The following is a 15,525-nucleotide window of genomic DNA, read 5'->3' on the forward strand; positions in this document are numbered from 1 at the left end:
CTTACGATCTGTCACGGCCCCCATAGCCCAATTGGCAGAGGCAGCGGACTTAAAATCCGCACAGTGTCGGTTCGAGTCCGACTGGGGGCACGGTATTTCACCTGGCTAGATGCGTTTTCGGGCCGAGTGGATCGCTTCCCAGCCCGCTCACCCCGGCGAGCGGCGAGATCGCGGCGGCGGGCTCGGCTCGCTAGTAACTTTGAAGGGCCGCGCGCCAGTATGCCGTCCGGCTTCTGCGGGCTCCTCTACGCCGATAACCACGTGGACCCGATGGCCGCGCGACGCCCTGGACCAGGCGACCCCCGGGAAGAGCGACAACGTGATTCCGCTCTGGGCGGTGGCTCTGCCGGATCGGACTGGCTAGTACCACGACACGATGTGCGGACGTAGCGCCGGATCTAAGTCGGCGTCCTGCCGCGTTCGCGCTCGCGCCCATAAGGACGGGTCGACGTCGTCGACAGCGCCCGTTCGGACGACGACTGACAACCCTTCGTTACCCGGCGGTGCCGTGAGGCCATCTGTATTCACTGGATTCTCATCGTCGGAGCAAACGTCTATGACTAGGCGTCCTTTACTTGGTAAGTCGGCGTTGTCAAAGCTCACGGTCGACGTATTCAGGTGGCATTCTGTGATAATGAACTCAGATTTGTCAATACTCAGATGAGGGAAATGTAGCGGCGACCGTATAAAGTTCTGTCGTTGCAGGCCAAAAAATCCACCAGCTGAAACCCGCACGTCGTTAAAGTGCAACTCGGAGTCCATAATTTCTGGACTAGGATTCTTATTGTGGATTCCGCTGGTCAACATCACGCGGCCCCCGGCCTCTACCCGTAAGCCGCTGAAGTACATTGAAGAATTCGTCAACGACGCATTTCGCAAAACTATCTTTGAATTGCTCACGTGGCACCTACTTAGGGCGAGGCTAGACTGCTTAAGATCAGCCCTCCCTATTTCCAGCTTGCTTTTCTCTTTCATGACAATCTCCATGAACGAAAAATCGCCGCCCTCAAGATCAAGCCCCGAGATGTCTACGGTTGTATTCTCCATGTTGGACGCATAGAATTTAACTCCGCCGCTGATATCCGCTGAAAGCTGTATTTCAGTATTTCTGAAGTTAGAAATCTCAAACCCGCAGCTACCTACAATATCCGTAAAGAAGAAATCAATCTTCGAGTCTACGAAGTCGCATCCGCTGAAATCGCTTTCGCCGTAAAGAAGACTTTCCCCGAAGTCGAAATAGCAGCCATGGATATGAGCGCCCGCGAAGCTTGGCGAATCTAAGATAGCGCCGCTTAAATTGAAGCTGTGCCCGAACCACGGTGTACTCGCTTCCGGGTCTAGATGGTCAACTATTACACGGATAATCGTTGACCTAACTTGGTGTTCTTCAGTTGGCGCGGGATTAGAATCATCAGATAGCGCAAGTCGCCATTTTTTCTGTTCAGACGGCCGATGTGGGCGTTCGCGTATCTGATCGATGGGAGGATCATTGAGCGGTTTATGGGGCATCCTCAAATAGGCGCATAGCACGTCTATGCAGGTTTGCCGACCGCCTTCCCAATCATCGGCCAGACTAGCCATCGCGTAGACGCCCGCTAGCCGCATTGCGGATCGTTCTGAACCCAAAAGCTCGCTCGCCTTCGAGAACCGTTCGGAATACATCTTCTGGTCTTCACGTCGCGCCGCAGCATCCTCGCGCTGATGCTGCGCTTCTCCGAGTCGCTGCTTTCGATACGCGACAACCAACGCGACGATTCCGCCGACACCGGCGACCACGGTCAGAGAAATCCGTAGAAGGTCTAGCGATACATCGACAGGCAATTCGCTGGGCGGGGTTTGAGGGGTTGACGGCGGCTGTGCGCTCGGCGCGGGCGATTGATTCGGCGCGGTTTGCTTGCTGGTTTTCGGAACGACGGGAGGGCTGCCCAGCACGCGCCATCCGGCGTATGTCAAGCCACCAGCCAGCCCGAAGCCGAGTACCAGGCAAAACACAATCTGCCAGGCGAATCCGACTCGGATAGGTTTCTTCGGCTTGGTGCCGTTGATGGTAGGCGCGTCACGCTTCCAAAATCGCACGGCGTGGACGCTACTGGCACGCTGTGACACTTTGGCTGATTTGGCTGGCGAAACTCTGGTGGTGTTTGCAGCCTCACCCCAGCGCTGGAGTCAATGGGTAAGCAAAGTGGCTCGTCGCCGCTGTGCCCCGTAGCTAACTGCCCGTTGCTCGGTCTCGGAGGCGTTCGCTTCCACGACCTGCGCCGAACCTTCGCGACCATGAGCTTGAGTGCGGGGGAGCACTACATGGCCGTCTCAAAATGGATGGGGCACTGGACTTTCGTGCTCACTCTGTCCACTTACGCGGACTTCATCAACAAGACAACTAGGCCGCGCCAAAGGTTGGCCGGGGCGTGATCGAAGGCCGCAATGACGTACCGCTGGATCGGAAGCCGAAACTCATTCGTTCCCAACCTAGAGTAGTAACTCTTCGTCGGAATCTTGAACTTCTTCGGGATCTGCCCCGGATTCTTGAAAGGCGTCTGGCTTCTCGCCGCAGAGTTGAAGGGCTCGTGCCTGGAGCGTGGCTGATCGGGCTGTCAGGAAGCCGTCGTAGTTGTCGGCGAGGGCAGCTTCAAGAGCTTCCTCGGAAACAAGGTTTGACTCCAGGCGCGATACCAATGCCGCACGTCCGTCCCTATCGATGATCTCTTGTAAATAGGCGCTGGGTGCTTTATCGCGGATAGCGATGTTGCTGGAGGATGTCAGTAGCACAATGTTCGACACAAGGTGGGGGCTTCCCTTACCGGAGCCTTTCAGGTACGCCTGCGGGAAGAAGTGGTGGAACTCTTTGTCATTCGACCAGGCAAGAGACTTGTCGATATCAATCGCCTGGCCCGAAATCAAATCTTCCGGTCGCGCGGCGGCAAGCATCAGCGCCAGCATTTTCGCCGTGGCAGAATTGGCGCGAAACGTCTTTGTCCGCCAGAGTCGAGCGTTTGAAGTCACTGTGCCGATATCGAGGGCGGTCTTGCCGTCAGTGGCCCATGCGCGGATAGTGTCACTGTCGCCTGTCATCTGGCCGGTATTCCAGCCGCCGAAGTATCCGGAGAGAGTTGTACGCCAGAACCAGTGGCGAATGTCTGAGACTTGAACGGCTGAGGGGCTAGGGACGAGTCTGAAAATCTCGCACAGAACGGCGAACTGGTTCGCATATGGAAGTGCTTCGTACCGTGGTACGCCGACCTGGGTGGTTAGGAAGTCGCACGCCAGCTTGGAGGACGCCTCAGTGGTGCTGACCGCACTTACAAGAGTCTCCGAGTCTTTGCTGCGTAGATCGTCGATGCTCTCCACATTGAACGAACCACCAGCCGATGCGCTGAGAGCTCGAAGGTACACCTTTTCGTCTAGGCCAGCGAACCGCTTGGGTTCGATAGCCGCTCTAAGGTCTTCGACTGACTTGCCCAGATCGAAGGTGGTACTCCATGTTGCGGCGCGCATCAGATCAAAGATCGTCAGACGTGTCCCGGTCGAATTGATTCTTTCGAAGATCGGAGCAACGTCGTGGAGTGACATGTCGCCCAAAGTGACCAACGGTACGATGTAATCCGTAAACCTGTCGAAAAGCAGCTTCGCGGAGTCTTTCAGGTTCTGATCGGTAAGTGTCGCTAGCGCACTCCAATAGGCCGACGGATCTGGAAGTCGACGCATCGGGATCTGGTGGAGCGGTAGATCATCGAGTGTGTCGGTATGGAAGAACTCTTTCTTCTTCAGATCGAACGCGACGTTCCAAACACTGTTCTTGGTATCAGGTGTCCAATACAGGACACCGCACACCGTGGAAAGCCGTTGCTGTCCATCTAGTAGGTAGTTCCAGGGATATGTCGGACTTCGATCGGCGATATCTAGGCCAGCTATTGAGCGCTTGCTGGTGAGGCTGCTTGTAGACTCCCACAGAAGGAGACTTCCGATTGGGTAGTTACGGTAGATGGAGTCGAGAAGCTCGATGATCTGGTGACGCTTCCAGACGAACGGGCGTTGAAACTCCGGTAGAACGATATCGCCGGACAGCACGCGCGACGCCAACTGGGTTATGCGCTCCGCCGAGGGCTTGGGGTCGCGAACCTTCCGCGATGAGCTCGGACCTTGCGAATTCGTCTCGACGACGTCACTGTCTGCCACCGGACGAGACTATCGGCAGTCGAGCTGTGGATTCGGTATTGGTTGGCCGTGGCGGCGGATATCCCAGTGTGGGCGGCCAGCAATGCCGCATTGCGGATGCCCGCGTCAGCACCGCGTAAGCGGAGATTCGGCAACGGACTGCGCAGCTTCTGGTGGATCGTCGACGCCGTTTCGATACCATCTGAAATGGGCTTGTGTGGCATCTGATGGATTGCGGCGAAGCATTGCAGAGCCTGCTGAGAGGCAGGGCGATCTTAAGCTCGGCACAGTGTCGGTTCGAGTCCGACTGGGGCAACTGGCACGGAGCACGAATCACCCCACCGCCAACTTCACCACCGGAACGCGCCCCGCATCAGTGACGTACACGTTGCCGTGGGCGTCGACGGCAACACCTTGGGGATCGGTAAGGCCGGTGAAGGGGAGTGGGGTAGCTGCTGTCGCGCCGTGGCGCAATTGAAGGACCCCGGCGTTACCGCGATCGGTCACATAGACGTTGTCTTCTGTGTCGACAGCCAGGCCTTGAGGATCGTTGAGGCCGCTGAACGGCAGCGTGGTCGGCGCCGTCGCGCCCGCCGCCAGGGTCAGCACTCGGTTGTTGCCCGTATCGGTCACATCGACGGTGCCTGTCGATTCGACGGCCACCCCTCGGGGATCGTTGAGACCGGTGAAGGGCAGCGTGGTTGGTGCTGTAGTGCCGACTGGCAGTAGCAGCACCCGATTGTTGCCTCGGTCGCTCACATAGACGTCTCCTGCGCGGTCGACGGCGACGCCACGGGGGTCGTTGAGGCCGCTGAACGGCAGGGGCGTAGCCGCTGTGGCGCCCGCAGCCAGTCGCAACACGCGGTCGTTGCTCGAGTCGGCGACATAGACGCTGCCGTCGACGGCGACTGCCACGTCCCTGGGATTTTTGAGGCCGCTGAAGGGCAGTACGGTGGGCGTCGACGCGCCCGCAGCCAACCTCAGCACCTCGTCCCGACCGATGTCGGTGACGTATGCGGTACCTACACCATCGACCGCGATACCGGTGACGAGCTGTACGTCGGTAAACGGTAGTGAACTCTGTGCCGAGTTACCTCCGGCGGCCGGTGCGGGCGCCGTGCCGCCGGTACCCGATGAGCGCCGGTTGACGACAAAGACTGCCGTGGTGATGACAGCCACGACGGCGACTGCGGCTACGAGTGCGCCGATGGTCTTGCGTGACAGGTGAATTCGCCGCGCAGGAGCCGAAGCTGGAGCCTCAGGATCGCTGACCGCGGCACGGGCCGCCTCGGCCAGATCCTGAACGGTCGTGTAGCGATCGTCGGGGTTCTTGGCCATTCCCTTGGCGATGACTGCGTCAAATGCGGCGGGTACGTCGGTGTTGGCGCTGGGTTGTGGTGGCGGAGTGTACAAATGGTGAGCGATCAAACCCTGTACGCCCAAGTCGCTGCTGAATGGTGGCTTGCCGGTGAGGCATTCGTAGAGGACACAAGCTAGCGCATACACGTCGACGCGAGGATGAGTTTTCGCCGCCGTGCTGACGGCCTCCGGCGCCAGATACGCTGCGGTTCCGATGGTTTCGCCGACCTTGGTCAGCGTCCGGTCTTCGGAAGCATGGGCGATCCCGAAGTCGATCAGATAGGCGAAGTCGTTGGCGCACACCAGAATGTTGGACGGTTTGACGTCGCGGTGCACCAGTCCGGCGTCGTGGGCGGCCTGCAGCGCGCCGGCCACCTGAGCGATGATCGCCACCGCACGCGTCGGCGTCAGGGCACCATCTTGTTTGATCAGCGTGCGCAGGTCCGTGCCTTCGACCAGCCGCATGTTCAGAAAGAGCCGACCGTCCACGTCACCGAAGTCGTGGATCGGGATCACGTGCGGCTCTGTCAGTTGTGCCACCGCCAGGCACTCCCGGCGGAACCGTTCACGCGGCTCCTCGTCATCGGCGGAATGTTCGGGCAAGACCTTCAGCGCGACAACTCGATTGGTCTGCGAATCGCGTGCCCGCCATACCTGACCCATGCCACCCGAGGCGATCAGTGACAGCAACTCGTAACGCCCGAACTTCCCGGCGGGGGCCGAGCCTTGCGTGGCGTCGCCGTCGTCGTCGCCGCCTACGACTGTGTCATCCATGCTGCCGCCAACCCTGCTCGTGCGTGGCCAACGCCTTCGTCAATTGAACCAGGCAGAGCGCCAGTTCGGCGGCGCTTGCGCCGACGAGAGCGTGGACAGCGAACCCGTCGCCCCTACGATCGGTTGGTATGACGACCAAGCCCGCTTTGCTGTTGGTATGCGCAGCACTGGCCACAGCTGCCCCGATCGTCGCGTCCACACCGGCATCAGCCGCCCCGTGCTCCGATGTCGCGGTGGTGTTCGCCCGCGGCACCAACGAGCCACCGGGGCTGGGTAGCGTGGGCGGCCCGTTCGTCGACGATCTGCGCACGCGGGTCGCGCCGCGTACCGTCGAGGGAACGGCTGTCGATTACCCGGCCAGCAATGACTTCAGCTCCAGCCCGACTGCCGGCGCCGACGCGGCACGGGCACTCATCGAGTCCACCGCCGCCAACTGCCCGAACACCAAGATCGTGCTCGGTGGCTACTCGCAGGGCGCCGCGGTCATCGAGTTGGCGAGTAACGAGATGTCTCCGCAGGCCGCCGATCACGTGGCGGCCAGTGCACTGTTCGGTACGCCGCGCACCAGCTTCTCGGGCATGCTCGCCGGGGGACCGCTGCCGACGCTGGCGCCGCAGTACGCCGCCAACTCCATCGACCAGTGCAATCAGGCCGACCCCATCTGCTGGGAGGGCGGCTGGGACATGGGCGCCCACGTGTCCTACGTGCAGTCCGGAAAGGTCGCGCAGTCAGCCGATTTCGTCGCTAGTCGGCTCTAGCCGCGTCACCGGGTGTCGGTGAATTTGGCATACTCCGGGTGCTTGTCGATGTATTCGGCCACCATCCAGCACGTCGGCACGATCCGTAAGCCGGCCGCACGTGTCGACCGCAAGGCCTCGCCGACGAGGATCGTCGCAAGACCCCGCCCTCGGTACTGAGGCAGAACCTCGGTGTGCGGGAAGATGCGGCGGCCGTCGACGTCGTGGAAGTCGGCGACGCCGACGGGGCTGCCGTCGACCTCGATGGTGAACCGGCCAGGATGTTCGAGGACGCGCGTCTCTGCGCCGGTTCTGTCGAGCATCCATCCACGATAGCCCGGGCAAATGCGCCTACTGCTACATCCGTCGGCACCTAAAGATCGATCCTCGGGCGATGGTGCCGCGCAGCTGCGGCGACGAACGTAGTAATCGTCAATGAGCCCGGGAAAGAAGGCGCGGACGATGGCCTACGCAACGTATGCAGTGCTGACAATGCTGCCGATGGCAATGGTCGTGGCGATGTCCCGACGGCGCCGCAGCCGTCCCGTGCAGCGGGCACATCTCACAACTCGACTGCCTTGTGCAGAGCTGCTGCGATCACAACACCGTCGAACACGGGCGCAAAAGCGCTGTGAGCAGTGGCAATTCCAGGCGTGGCTGGAGATCACCTCCAGACCCCTCTGATCGGGGTACGGCCCAGCTACCAGACGCGCACCCAGTCCACGAGCATGTCGGCCGGGTAGGTGCCTCCGCTGGGGTCTTCTCCGCCGGATCCCGCGACGGCGAGGTTCAGCACCACGAACATCGTGTAGCCGGGCTGATTGAACGGCCAGTCCGGCAACGAGCTCGCCGCGACCTCGAAGTACGGCTTCGCGCCGTCGGTGTAGTCCTGCCAGAACCGGGCGCCGTTGCCGTCCCACTGGGTGCGCCACGTGTGCCAGTTGTTGTCGACGGTGACGTTGTGGGTCTGCCATTCCCCGCCGTTGGACTTGGCGTGCACGGTGGTCCCCGAGGGCCATTTGCCGTTGCCGTACCACTCGATGATGTCGAGTTCACCCTGGCCCAGGCTGCCCAGCCAGAAGGCCGGCCAGGCGCCAGGAGTCAGGCAGTTGAACTTGATCCGCGCTTCCCAGGTGTGGCCGGCGCCGCCTTCCCACACGCTGGCCAGCTTGCCGCCGTAGTAGGTGTCGCCTTCCTTGGCAGCCCGGATGACCAGATTCGACTTGCCGTCGACGAAGACGTTCTTGCGGTCGTCGCGGTACTGGCCGATGCGGCCGGGCTGCTCCCAATAGGTGGGGTCCTGGATGACCTCGCGGGCCTTGGCGATGGTCCATTTCGACGTATCCGGCGACGAACCCGCGGCCCCGTCGAATTCGTCCACGAACACGTAGTTCGTCGCGGCTTGGGGCGCCTCGGGAGCAGGAATGGGCCTGGTCGGGAGGGCTTGGGCTTGCCGGACAGGCATAGCCGCTGCGACGACGCCGAGACCCGACAGCATCATCATTTTTCGACGGTCCAAGTTAGCCATATCGGATCACCTTAACCGGGACGCGTGCGCAAGCACGGATCGAACGGCCTCACCAGGGACTCAGCATGCGTTGAGATTGCGCCCAGGGTCGTGATTTCTCGCGGCTCGCAGCCGTGTCGGCAATCTCAACGCCTGAGCCGATGACTGCACGTGGATTCAGTGGCCGATCCGGGAAAGACCGCAGATCACGTGTAAAACCTGGATAAAAACTACATCGAAATTCAGGAAAACCACCGCAAGCGCCTTCTGACCTTGACACCATGCATTCGTGCCCGTCAGCCGCACAGAACGCCGAGAAAAGCTGTTGCGTGCCGCGCAGAGTGCGGTGATGAAGCACGGTGCCGACGTACAGCTCAAGCAGGTCGCCGCGGAGGCGAGCCTGACCCCCGGCGCGGTGCTCTACCACTTCCGTGACATTCAGACCCTGCTCGTCGAGGCGAACAGGGCCGGGATGGAGAGGTTCTACGATGCCCGACTGCGTGCCATCGAGGGCATTCCCGAACCGGAACGCAAGCTGGTCATGACCATCGAGTCGGGCCTGCCGGTCGACTCCGACGATCCGGCCGTCAAGCTCATGTGCGAGCTGGGCGGTGCCGCTGCACGCTATCCCGCGTACGCCGTCATGCTGACCGCGCTCTATGACCGGCAGGTGGCGATGTATCAGGTGATCCTGGAAACAGGTGCCGCGCAGGGGGTGTTCACGCTGACGTCGCCGTCGCTGACCATCGCGCGCAACATCGTCGCGCTCGAGGACGCCTACGGCTACCGCATGGTGGCGCGGCACCCGAGCCTGGACGTCGAGACCACCACCGAATTGATCTGTGACTACGCGCGGACAGCAACCGGCCACCCGCTTCCCAGACCCGTCCGAGTATGAAGGGCTGCCCATGACCAACGAACCGCTGACCATCATGTTCTGGCCTGAATCTGCTTATGGCCCAACAAATCAGTGCATCGGGTTGGCGGCGGTACTGCGCGAACGGGGGCACACGATCGTGTTCGCCGCCGAGAGTTCGTGGGCAGGCAAGCTCGCACCGTTCGGATTCATCGAGGAACTCGTGGATCTCGCAGCGCCGGCCGAAGGCGCCGCCGACGAGGACGCCGGCAAGTTCTGGGCAGACTTCATCGCCGAGACGGCTCCGGAATTCCGCAAGCCGACCATCGAACAGTTGCAGACCTTCATTCAGCCGACGTATCAGGCCCTCATCGACGGCGCCAAGTACAGCGAGCCACGCCTCCGCGAGATCATCGCCACCCATCAGCCGGATGTCATCGTCGAGGACAACGTCGTGCTCTTTCCGGCCTTGGCCACCGCGGGAGCGCCGTTCGTCCGGATCGTGTCGTGCAGCCCGCTGGAGATCACCGCTCCGCAAGTGCCGCCGCCCTTTTCAGGTCTGCCGAGCGCAGACTCCACCGAATGGGACACCTACCGTGCCGAATTCGACCGCACCCATCGAGCCATGTGGTCGGACTTCAACGCCTGGGTTCAGGCTCAGGGTGGCGCGGCACTCCCAGATCTCGAGTTCATGCCGCGCGCCAACGCCGCCAATCTGTACGTTTATCCGGCCGAAGCTGACTATCGGCAGGTCCGGCCCCTGGACGAAAGCTGGATCCGGATGGACTCCAGTGTCCGCGAAACCGACGACGAATACCTCGTCCCCGCCGAGGTCGCCGACCGGCCCGACGACAGTGCGCTGATCTACCTCTCGTTGGGTTCGCTCGGCGGCGCCGACGTCGAGCTGATGCAGCGCCTCGTCGACGTGCTCGCCAAGACCCGGCACCGCTACATCGTCAGCATGGGCCCGCAGGCGGATCGAATCACGCTAGCCGACAACATGGTCGGTGCTCAGATGCTGCCGCAGACCAAGGTCATCCCGCAGGTCGATCTGGTGATCTCGCACGGCGGCAACAACACCGTCACCGAGACACTGCATTTCGGCAAGCCCTTGATCGTGCTGCCGCTGTTCTGGGACCAGTACGAAAACGCCCAGCGCATCGATGAACTCGGCTTCGGCGTGCGGTTGAACACCTACGGGTTCACCGACACCGAGTTGACCGATGCGGTCGACCGGCTGCTCGCCGACACCGCCCTCCGCTCACGACTGGCCGACATGGGTGCCGCCATCCGAGCCCGCGACGGCTTGCGCACCGGTGCCGACGCGATCGAACGGGTCGGCCTGGAACACCGGGCGTGACGGAGCGCGACCATCTCGAGCTCGCAGCTGACCGGCGGTTGGTGATCGTCGAGAGACCGGGCGGTCTGGCGGCCGTGCCGACCGTGCGAGACCCGGACGGCAGTTGGCGCCGCGCCGCCCCGGGTGACGGCGTCGCCGAGGCCATGCTGGACGTACTGGCCGACGGATCCGCCGAATACGGCAATTTCACGGTGGTTTCGTGGACACAGTGCCGCGCGGCGGGGGAGCGGCCCATCACCGTCGACCAGACCAACGAGTCGGTGATCGTCGGTGGGGAGGCGATCGTGAAGTGGGCGACGCACCTCGATGACGGTCCTCACCCCGCACCCGGCCGGATCACCGCATTGCGAGCCGCGGGATTCGCGGGCATGCCCACCCCGTGGGGCCTGGTCACCTGGCGCTCCCCGCGCGGCGAGCAGACCCTCGTTGCGACCATCGACGAATACCTTCCCGGCGCGGTCGACGGCTGGACCTGGGCCGTGGACCTGGTGACCACGGCGGCACAGGATCCTGCCGCCCGGCCGCGCATGATTGCCGCGGCCGATGCGGTGGGAAGTCTGGTCGCCGATATGCACACCGCGCTGGCAGCCACCGCCTCGGTTGCCGACGCGGCACAGGCGAGAGCCTGGCGTGACGGGGCCTTCGAAACACTGGAAACTGCGGTGGCGCTGAGCACTTCGGTCAGCGGTGCCATCCTGCGCGAGCGCCGTGGCTACATCGAAGCGCTGCTCGACGGACTCGGAAGTCTCGCGGGGATACCCGTCTTCGAGGGGCACGGCGACTTACACGTGGGCCAGGTACTGCAGACCGAGGGGCGCTTCGTCATCACCGACTTCGACGGCAACCCGGTGTTGTCCGCAGAGGCTCGAATGCAACCCATCCCGACCGCCTTCGACGTCGCCGGCATGGTGCAGTCGCTGGCACATGTCGCGATCGTCGCGCGCAAGTACACCGATCTCGAGCCACATGCGCTCACGGACGTAAGCAATCTGGTCCGGCGAACATTCCTGGACGCCTACCAGCGAAGCGCACCACGCTATGATCCCGCACCGCTGCGGGCCCTGCGTCTCCAACAGGTTCTCCGTGAGATCATCTACGCCGCAAAGCATCTGCCGCGATGGATGTACGTGCCCGACGCGGCGCTGCCCGAGTTGCTCGATGAAGGGATCACCGCGTGAATGCTGATGCGTTCCTGACCGACCTCCAGCGCAAGCCCGAGGTCCTCGACCGCTTGGCCTCGACACTGGCCGTCAATCCATGGGCTGATGTGGTGCCCTCTGGCGTCGAGCGGGTGGTGTTCCTCGGGATGGGATCCTCGGCCTACGCGGCCGGCGTCGCCGCGGCCCGGATGCGGTCGCGCGGGCTGCTCGCGGTATCCGAACTGGCATCTTCGACGCTTCTGCCGCATTGGGGACCAGGCACACTTGTGGTCGCGATCTCGGCGACCGGCGGATCGGTGGAAACCCTTGATGCGCTTGACCGCATGGCCGCCTCGCAACCCGGGCTGAAGTTCGTGGCGCTGACCAACACGGCGGATGCACCGATCGCCACGCGATGCCATGCCGTCGTCGACCTCGCCGCCGACACCGAGGTGGGCGGCGTCGCCTGTCGCAGCTATCAGCACACCGTGGCGCTACTGCTGGCGCTCGAACTGCACATGATGCAAGCGGACACGAAACCGCTTGTGACGTCGGTGCGGAAGGCCGCCGCTGCGAGTGCTCACCTGCTCGACACCGAACCCGACTGGCGGCCCGAGCTTGCCGAATTGCTCCTCGGGCCTACCGGTACCCACCTCGCCGCGCCAGCACACCGTTTCTCGTCCGCACAACAGGGCGCGCTGATGCTCCGGGAAGGACCGCGGCTCGGTGCGGTCGGCTGCGAGACCGGGGACTGGAGCCACGTCGACGTCTACCTGACCAAGACGACCGACTACCGCTTGCTGGTCTTCGCCGGCTCCGCGTGGGAGTCCCAACTGGCCGGGTGGACTACGGTGCGGCACAGCACCGTTGTGGGCGTCGGCGGCGACGTGCCGGGATCGCGACGGACCGTGCGCTATCCGGATGATGAGGACGACGACGTCCGGCTGTTGACCGAAGTGCTGGTACCAGAACTCATCGCTGCCAAGGCCTGGCAGATTCAGAGTCGGTGAGCTTCCTGGCCACATGCGCAAATGGCCCTTCCACAGGTCCAGACCGCCCGGGACACGATCCCGAAATCCGTTGACAGCGCAGCCGACTGCCCAATCGGATGCCCGGCTGTACCTTCAAGTCTCTGCGAGCATTCGGTACCGTCGGCGCGTGGCACGCCTCCAAGCCACGACTACCCGTCGCAGTCTGAGGTGTCGGCACTTGGTGGTTTTGCTACTCGCGAACCACGGTCCGAGAAGCGGAGACTCGCATGAAAGACATGCTGATCGCGGCCCTGCCATTTGCCATGGGTCTGTTGGCGCTCTCGTGGGGAGTCGCACTCATTGTTCGGCGGTTGAGCGCCAAGCATTCCGGTATGAAGCTCATGGCGACGGTGACGGCCGAGACTACCCGCCAAGACGGTCGAGGTCTCCAGTCGTATCAGGCCAGAGTGCGGTTCCAGGCACCCGACGGAGCATGGATGGAGCAATCCGCACAGGCGGCGACGCGCACATCGCGGCTCGGCAAGGCCGTATGCGTCTGGTACACACCGGGCAAGCGCATCTGGGTCGATGATCCCACCTTCACGCGGAAGGTCGCGCTGTTCGTCGGTGGCGCTCTTTTCACCTTCCTGGTCGGCGCCTCGCTGATGCTCGGTCATTGAGTTGCCGGGTGATCGGCAGAGGATGATAGGGGGGCAGGGACATGGGGATTCAGTCGATATTCCGGCCATTCTGGCGCAAAGCACTGCATGCCTTCTTGTTTGGCGTGCCCGGGGTGGCCGTCGCGTTGACTCTGAACCGTCTCGCCATGGAAGACAGCAGTGTCGTTCACCTCGCGTTCTCATCGCTCTGGCTGGCGTGGCTGCCGTTCATCTTCACCGCCGCGCTCGTTATCGGACTGGTCAGCGCGTGGTCGAAGAGTCGTACCGCCACGCGGTATTGGCACGCGACACCGGGCCTGTCGGACGACGAACGCATCGCGGCAGCACAGGCCGTCAGTAATGGCTCGGTCCTGGCTGAACCATCAGTCCGTGCCGCCGGTCGAACCTTTGCCGGATGGTCTCTGGCCCGCAATCGTCGTGGCCCGTTGGTGCTCAGCGGGATCGGTGTGTTCTGGGTGCTGATCACGTTGGCATGCGCGGTGGTCGGTCACTTCTACATCTCCTACGCCGTTGTAGGTCTGGTGTTTTTGGTCCTCGCCTGTCGGGAGTGGCATAACCGTAAACGGCTCGAAGCCAATTGGGCTGCGCTGGCTCGAAACTCAGGAGGAATCGGTGTGTGCGACAACTAGGCGTGGTGGGCTGTCGATGGCGGTCAAGGTTGGTTTGATCGGTGCCTTGATGAGCGTGAGCGTCGTCGTCGGGTGCGCGAATCGTCCCAGCGATCCCGCTGCCGCATCGCCGACGACCGAGCGGAAAGCCGCGCCGGCGACCGCGGTGGTGTCGAATATGAACGTGGGGATATTTCCATCAAGGATGGCGATCGACTCTGACGCTCACAGGCTGTACGTCGGAGGCATGGGTGACCCCACCGTGATCGACACGGCCACGCGCAATAAAGTCGGCGCCGTCGCGCTCGGTGGCGGTAGCTACATCCTCGACGGGATTGCGGTCGACCCGTCGGGCCAAAAGCTCTACCTCGCAGGAGTTTCCGGTACGGATGGCAATGTGTTGGTGGCCGACCTGGCGTCAGGTCGGGTTGCTGGCACCATCGCAGTCGGCGGCAGCCCTGGCGGGCTGGTCCTCGGCCCGGACGGGAAGACCCTCTACGTCCAGTACAGCGGTGAGAATGCGCTGAAAACCATCGACCTCGCGACCGAGAAAGTCACGGGTGCAGTCGAACTCAGCGAGCCCGTCGAGGCGATGGCACTGAATCCGGTCAACCGCACCATCTATGCCGCCGGAAACGGCAGCTCCGATCTCCTGGCTATCGACGCCACGGCCAACAAGGTCACCGGCACGGTGCCGCTGCCTGACCAGGCCGACGATGTAGCCGTCGATCCGAAGTCCGGCACTGTGATCGCAGTGGGTTACAACGGTCATGTGATGAGCGTCGACCCGAGCACTCACGCTGTCCTCGACAGCACCCCGCTGGACGCGGTGCCCTCCGACAGGTCGTTGTCGATCGACCCAGGCGCCCACAGCATCTACGTCACGACCAAGGAGCAGAAGAGCCTATCGGTCGTCGACGCCGATACTCACACACTCACGACAACGGTCCATCTCGATGATGAGCCCGAACACGTCGTGGCCGATCCGGTCATGCATTCGGTGTTCGTGACCACGAAGTCCGGCGTGACAGTGCTTTCCGGAAAGTAAGAAGGTCGACCTACCGCGGGGCGGCTCAGTGGGACGCGCACGATGTCATCGGCACCTAGCGATGGAGGTGGCCGGATGCCAAGGCGACTCCCACCGCGACGAAAACCAGACCGGTTGCGGCGGCTACCCAGGTCCCCGAGGCGGAACTGGAGCTATCGAGCCAGACGGGTTTGCCGGGGGTGTACCACACGTCGACCGATTGCCCGAGCCGAGACTTGTTGTTTCCCCACCGGCTGGCCTGTTCCATGGCACTTCCGTCGGGCGCCTTGAACCGCACTGTGGCGAAATAAGAATGCCCGCCTTGGCGATTCACGGTCTTCCGTTCTGAGAC

Annotated in this window: 13 protein-coding genes, 1 tRNA gene and 1 pseudogene; 10 read left to right on the top strand and 5 right to left on the bottom strand. The window is 62.6% G+C overall.

Annotated elements, in window-relative coordinates; all coding sequences use genetic code 11:
• The first annotated feature begins 16 nt into the window (after positions 1-16).
• Positions 17-90, top strand: a tRNA-Leu gene (locus BST13_RS09510).
• 270 nt (positions 91-360) lie between these two features.
• Here the strand turns inward: BST13_RS09510 and BST13_RS38660 are convergent.
• Positions 361-2,076, bottom strand: a complete 1,716-nt coding sequence (locus BST13_RS38660; RefSeq protein ID WP_142282759.1) for a pentapeptide repeat-containing protein — start codon at positions 2,074-2,076, stop codon at positions 361-363.
• 138 nt (positions 2,077-2,214) lie between these two features.
• Between BST13_RS38660 and BST13_RS39705 the strand changes: the two are divergent.
• Positions 2,215-2,411, top strand: a pseudogene (locus tag BST13_RS39705) (tyrosine-type recombinase/integrase); the annotation flags it as partial.
• Between the two features lie 58 nt (positions 2,412-2,469).
• Here the strand turns inward: BST13_RS39705 and BST13_RS09520 are convergent.
• Both BST13_RS09520 and BST13_RS09525 read right to left on the bottom strand, forming a co-directional pair.
• Positions 2,470-4,176 carry a GmrSD restriction endonuclease domain-containing protein gene (locus BST13_RS09520; RefSeq protein ID WP_083162993.1) on the bottom strand — a complete coding sequence of 569 codons (1,707 nt, stop codon included), beginning with the start codon at positions 4,174-4,176 and terminating at the stop codon, positions 2,470-2,472.
• Between the two features lie 312 nt (positions 4,177-4,488).
• Positions 4,489-6,288, bottom strand: coding sequence for a serine/threonine-protein kinase PknD (locus BST13_RS09525; RefSeq protein ID WP_083162995.1), 1,800 nt, complete (start codon positions 6,286-6,288; stop codon positions 4,489-4,491).
• A gap of 128 nt (positions 6,289-6,416) precedes the next feature.
• Here BST13_RS09525 and BST13_RS09530 point away from each other — a divergent pair, with 128 nt between their 5' ends.
• Positions 6,417-7,046 (top strand): cutinase family protein, encoded by a 630-nt coding sequence (locus BST13_RS09530; protein ID WP_083162997.1) that lies wholly within the window; start codon positions 6,417-6,419, stop codon positions 7,044-7,046.
• Between the two features lie 5 nt (positions 7,047-7,051).
• On the opposite strand, the gene BST13_RS09535 is transcribed toward BST13_RS09530, so the two are convergent.
• On the bottom strand, positions 7,052-7,348 hold the full coding sequence (locus tag BST13_RS09535; RefSeq protein ID WP_083162998.1) for a GNAT family N-acetyltransferase: 297 nt from the start codon (positions 7,346-7,348) through the stop codon (positions 7,052-7,054).
• 377 nt (positions 7,349-7,725) lie between these two features.
• Complete coding sequence (locus BST13_RS09540; RefSeq protein ID WP_083163000.1) at positions 7,726-8,553, bottom strand: glycoside hydrolase family 16 protein; 828 nt, start codon at positions 8,551-8,553, stop codon at positions 7,726-7,728.
• Positions 8,554-8,821: 268 nt separating this feature from the next.
• Here BST13_RS09540 and BST13_RS09545 point away from each other — a divergent pair, with 268 nt between their 5' ends.
• The 7 genes from BST13_RS09545 (at position 8,822) to BST13_RS09575 (ending at position 15,194) form a co-directional block, all read left to right on the top strand.
• Positions 8,822-9,430, top strand: a complete 609-nt coding sequence (locus BST13_RS09545) for a TetR/AcrR family transcriptional regulator (RefSeq protein WP_083163002.1) — start codon at positions 8,822-8,824, stop codon at positions 9,428-9,430.
• A gap of 10 nt (positions 9,431-9,440) precedes the next feature.
• Positions 9,441-10,748, top strand: coding sequence for a glycosyltransferase (locus BST13_RS09550; RefSeq protein WP_083163004.1), 1,308 nt, complete (start codon positions 9,441-9,443; stop codon positions 10,746-10,748).
• The gene (locus BST13_RS09555; RefSeq protein WP_083163006.1) at positions 10,745-11,926 is read left to right on the top strand and encodes a glucosamine kinase; all 1,182 of its coding nucleotides are present in this window, start codon (positions 10,745-10,747) and stop codon (positions 11,924-11,926) included. The genes BST13_RS09550 and BST13_RS09555 overlap by 4 nt, the downstream gene beginning before the upstream one ends.
• A complete protein-coding gene (locus BST13_RS09560; protein WP_083163008.1) occupies positions 11,923-12,897 on the top strand; it encodes an SIS domain-containing protein in 975 nt (324 codons plus the stop codon). The genes BST13_RS09555 and BST13_RS09560 overlap by 4 nt, the downstream gene beginning before the upstream one ends.
• 248 nt (positions 12,898-13,145) lie before the next feature.
• Positions 13,146-13,538, top strand: coding sequence for a DUF3592 domain-containing protein (locus BST13_RS09565; protein WP_083163010.1), 393 nt, complete (start codon positions 13,146-13,148; stop codon positions 13,536-13,538).
• Between the two features lie 41 nt (positions 13,539-13,579).
• Positions 13,580-14,167, top strand: coding sequence for a hypothetical protein (locus BST13_RS09570; RefSeq protein WP_083163012.1), 588 nt, complete (start codon positions 13,580-13,582; stop codon positions 14,165-14,167).
• A 226-nt stretch (positions 14,168-14,393) separates the two neighbouring features.
• Positions 14,394-15,194: a YncE family protein gene (locus BST13_RS09575; protein ID WP_142282761.1), complete on the top strand. Its 801-nt coding sequence runs from the start codon at positions 14,394-14,396 to the stop codon at positions 15,192-15,194.
• The last annotated feature ends 331 nt before the right edge of the window (positions 15,195-15,525 follow it).

This window comes from Mycobacterium aquaticum, from assembly GCF_002086485.1.
Taxonomy (GTDB): domain Bacteria; phylum Actinomycetota; class Actinomycetes; order Mycobacteriales; family Mycobacteriaceae; genus Mycobacterium; species Mycobacterium aquaticum.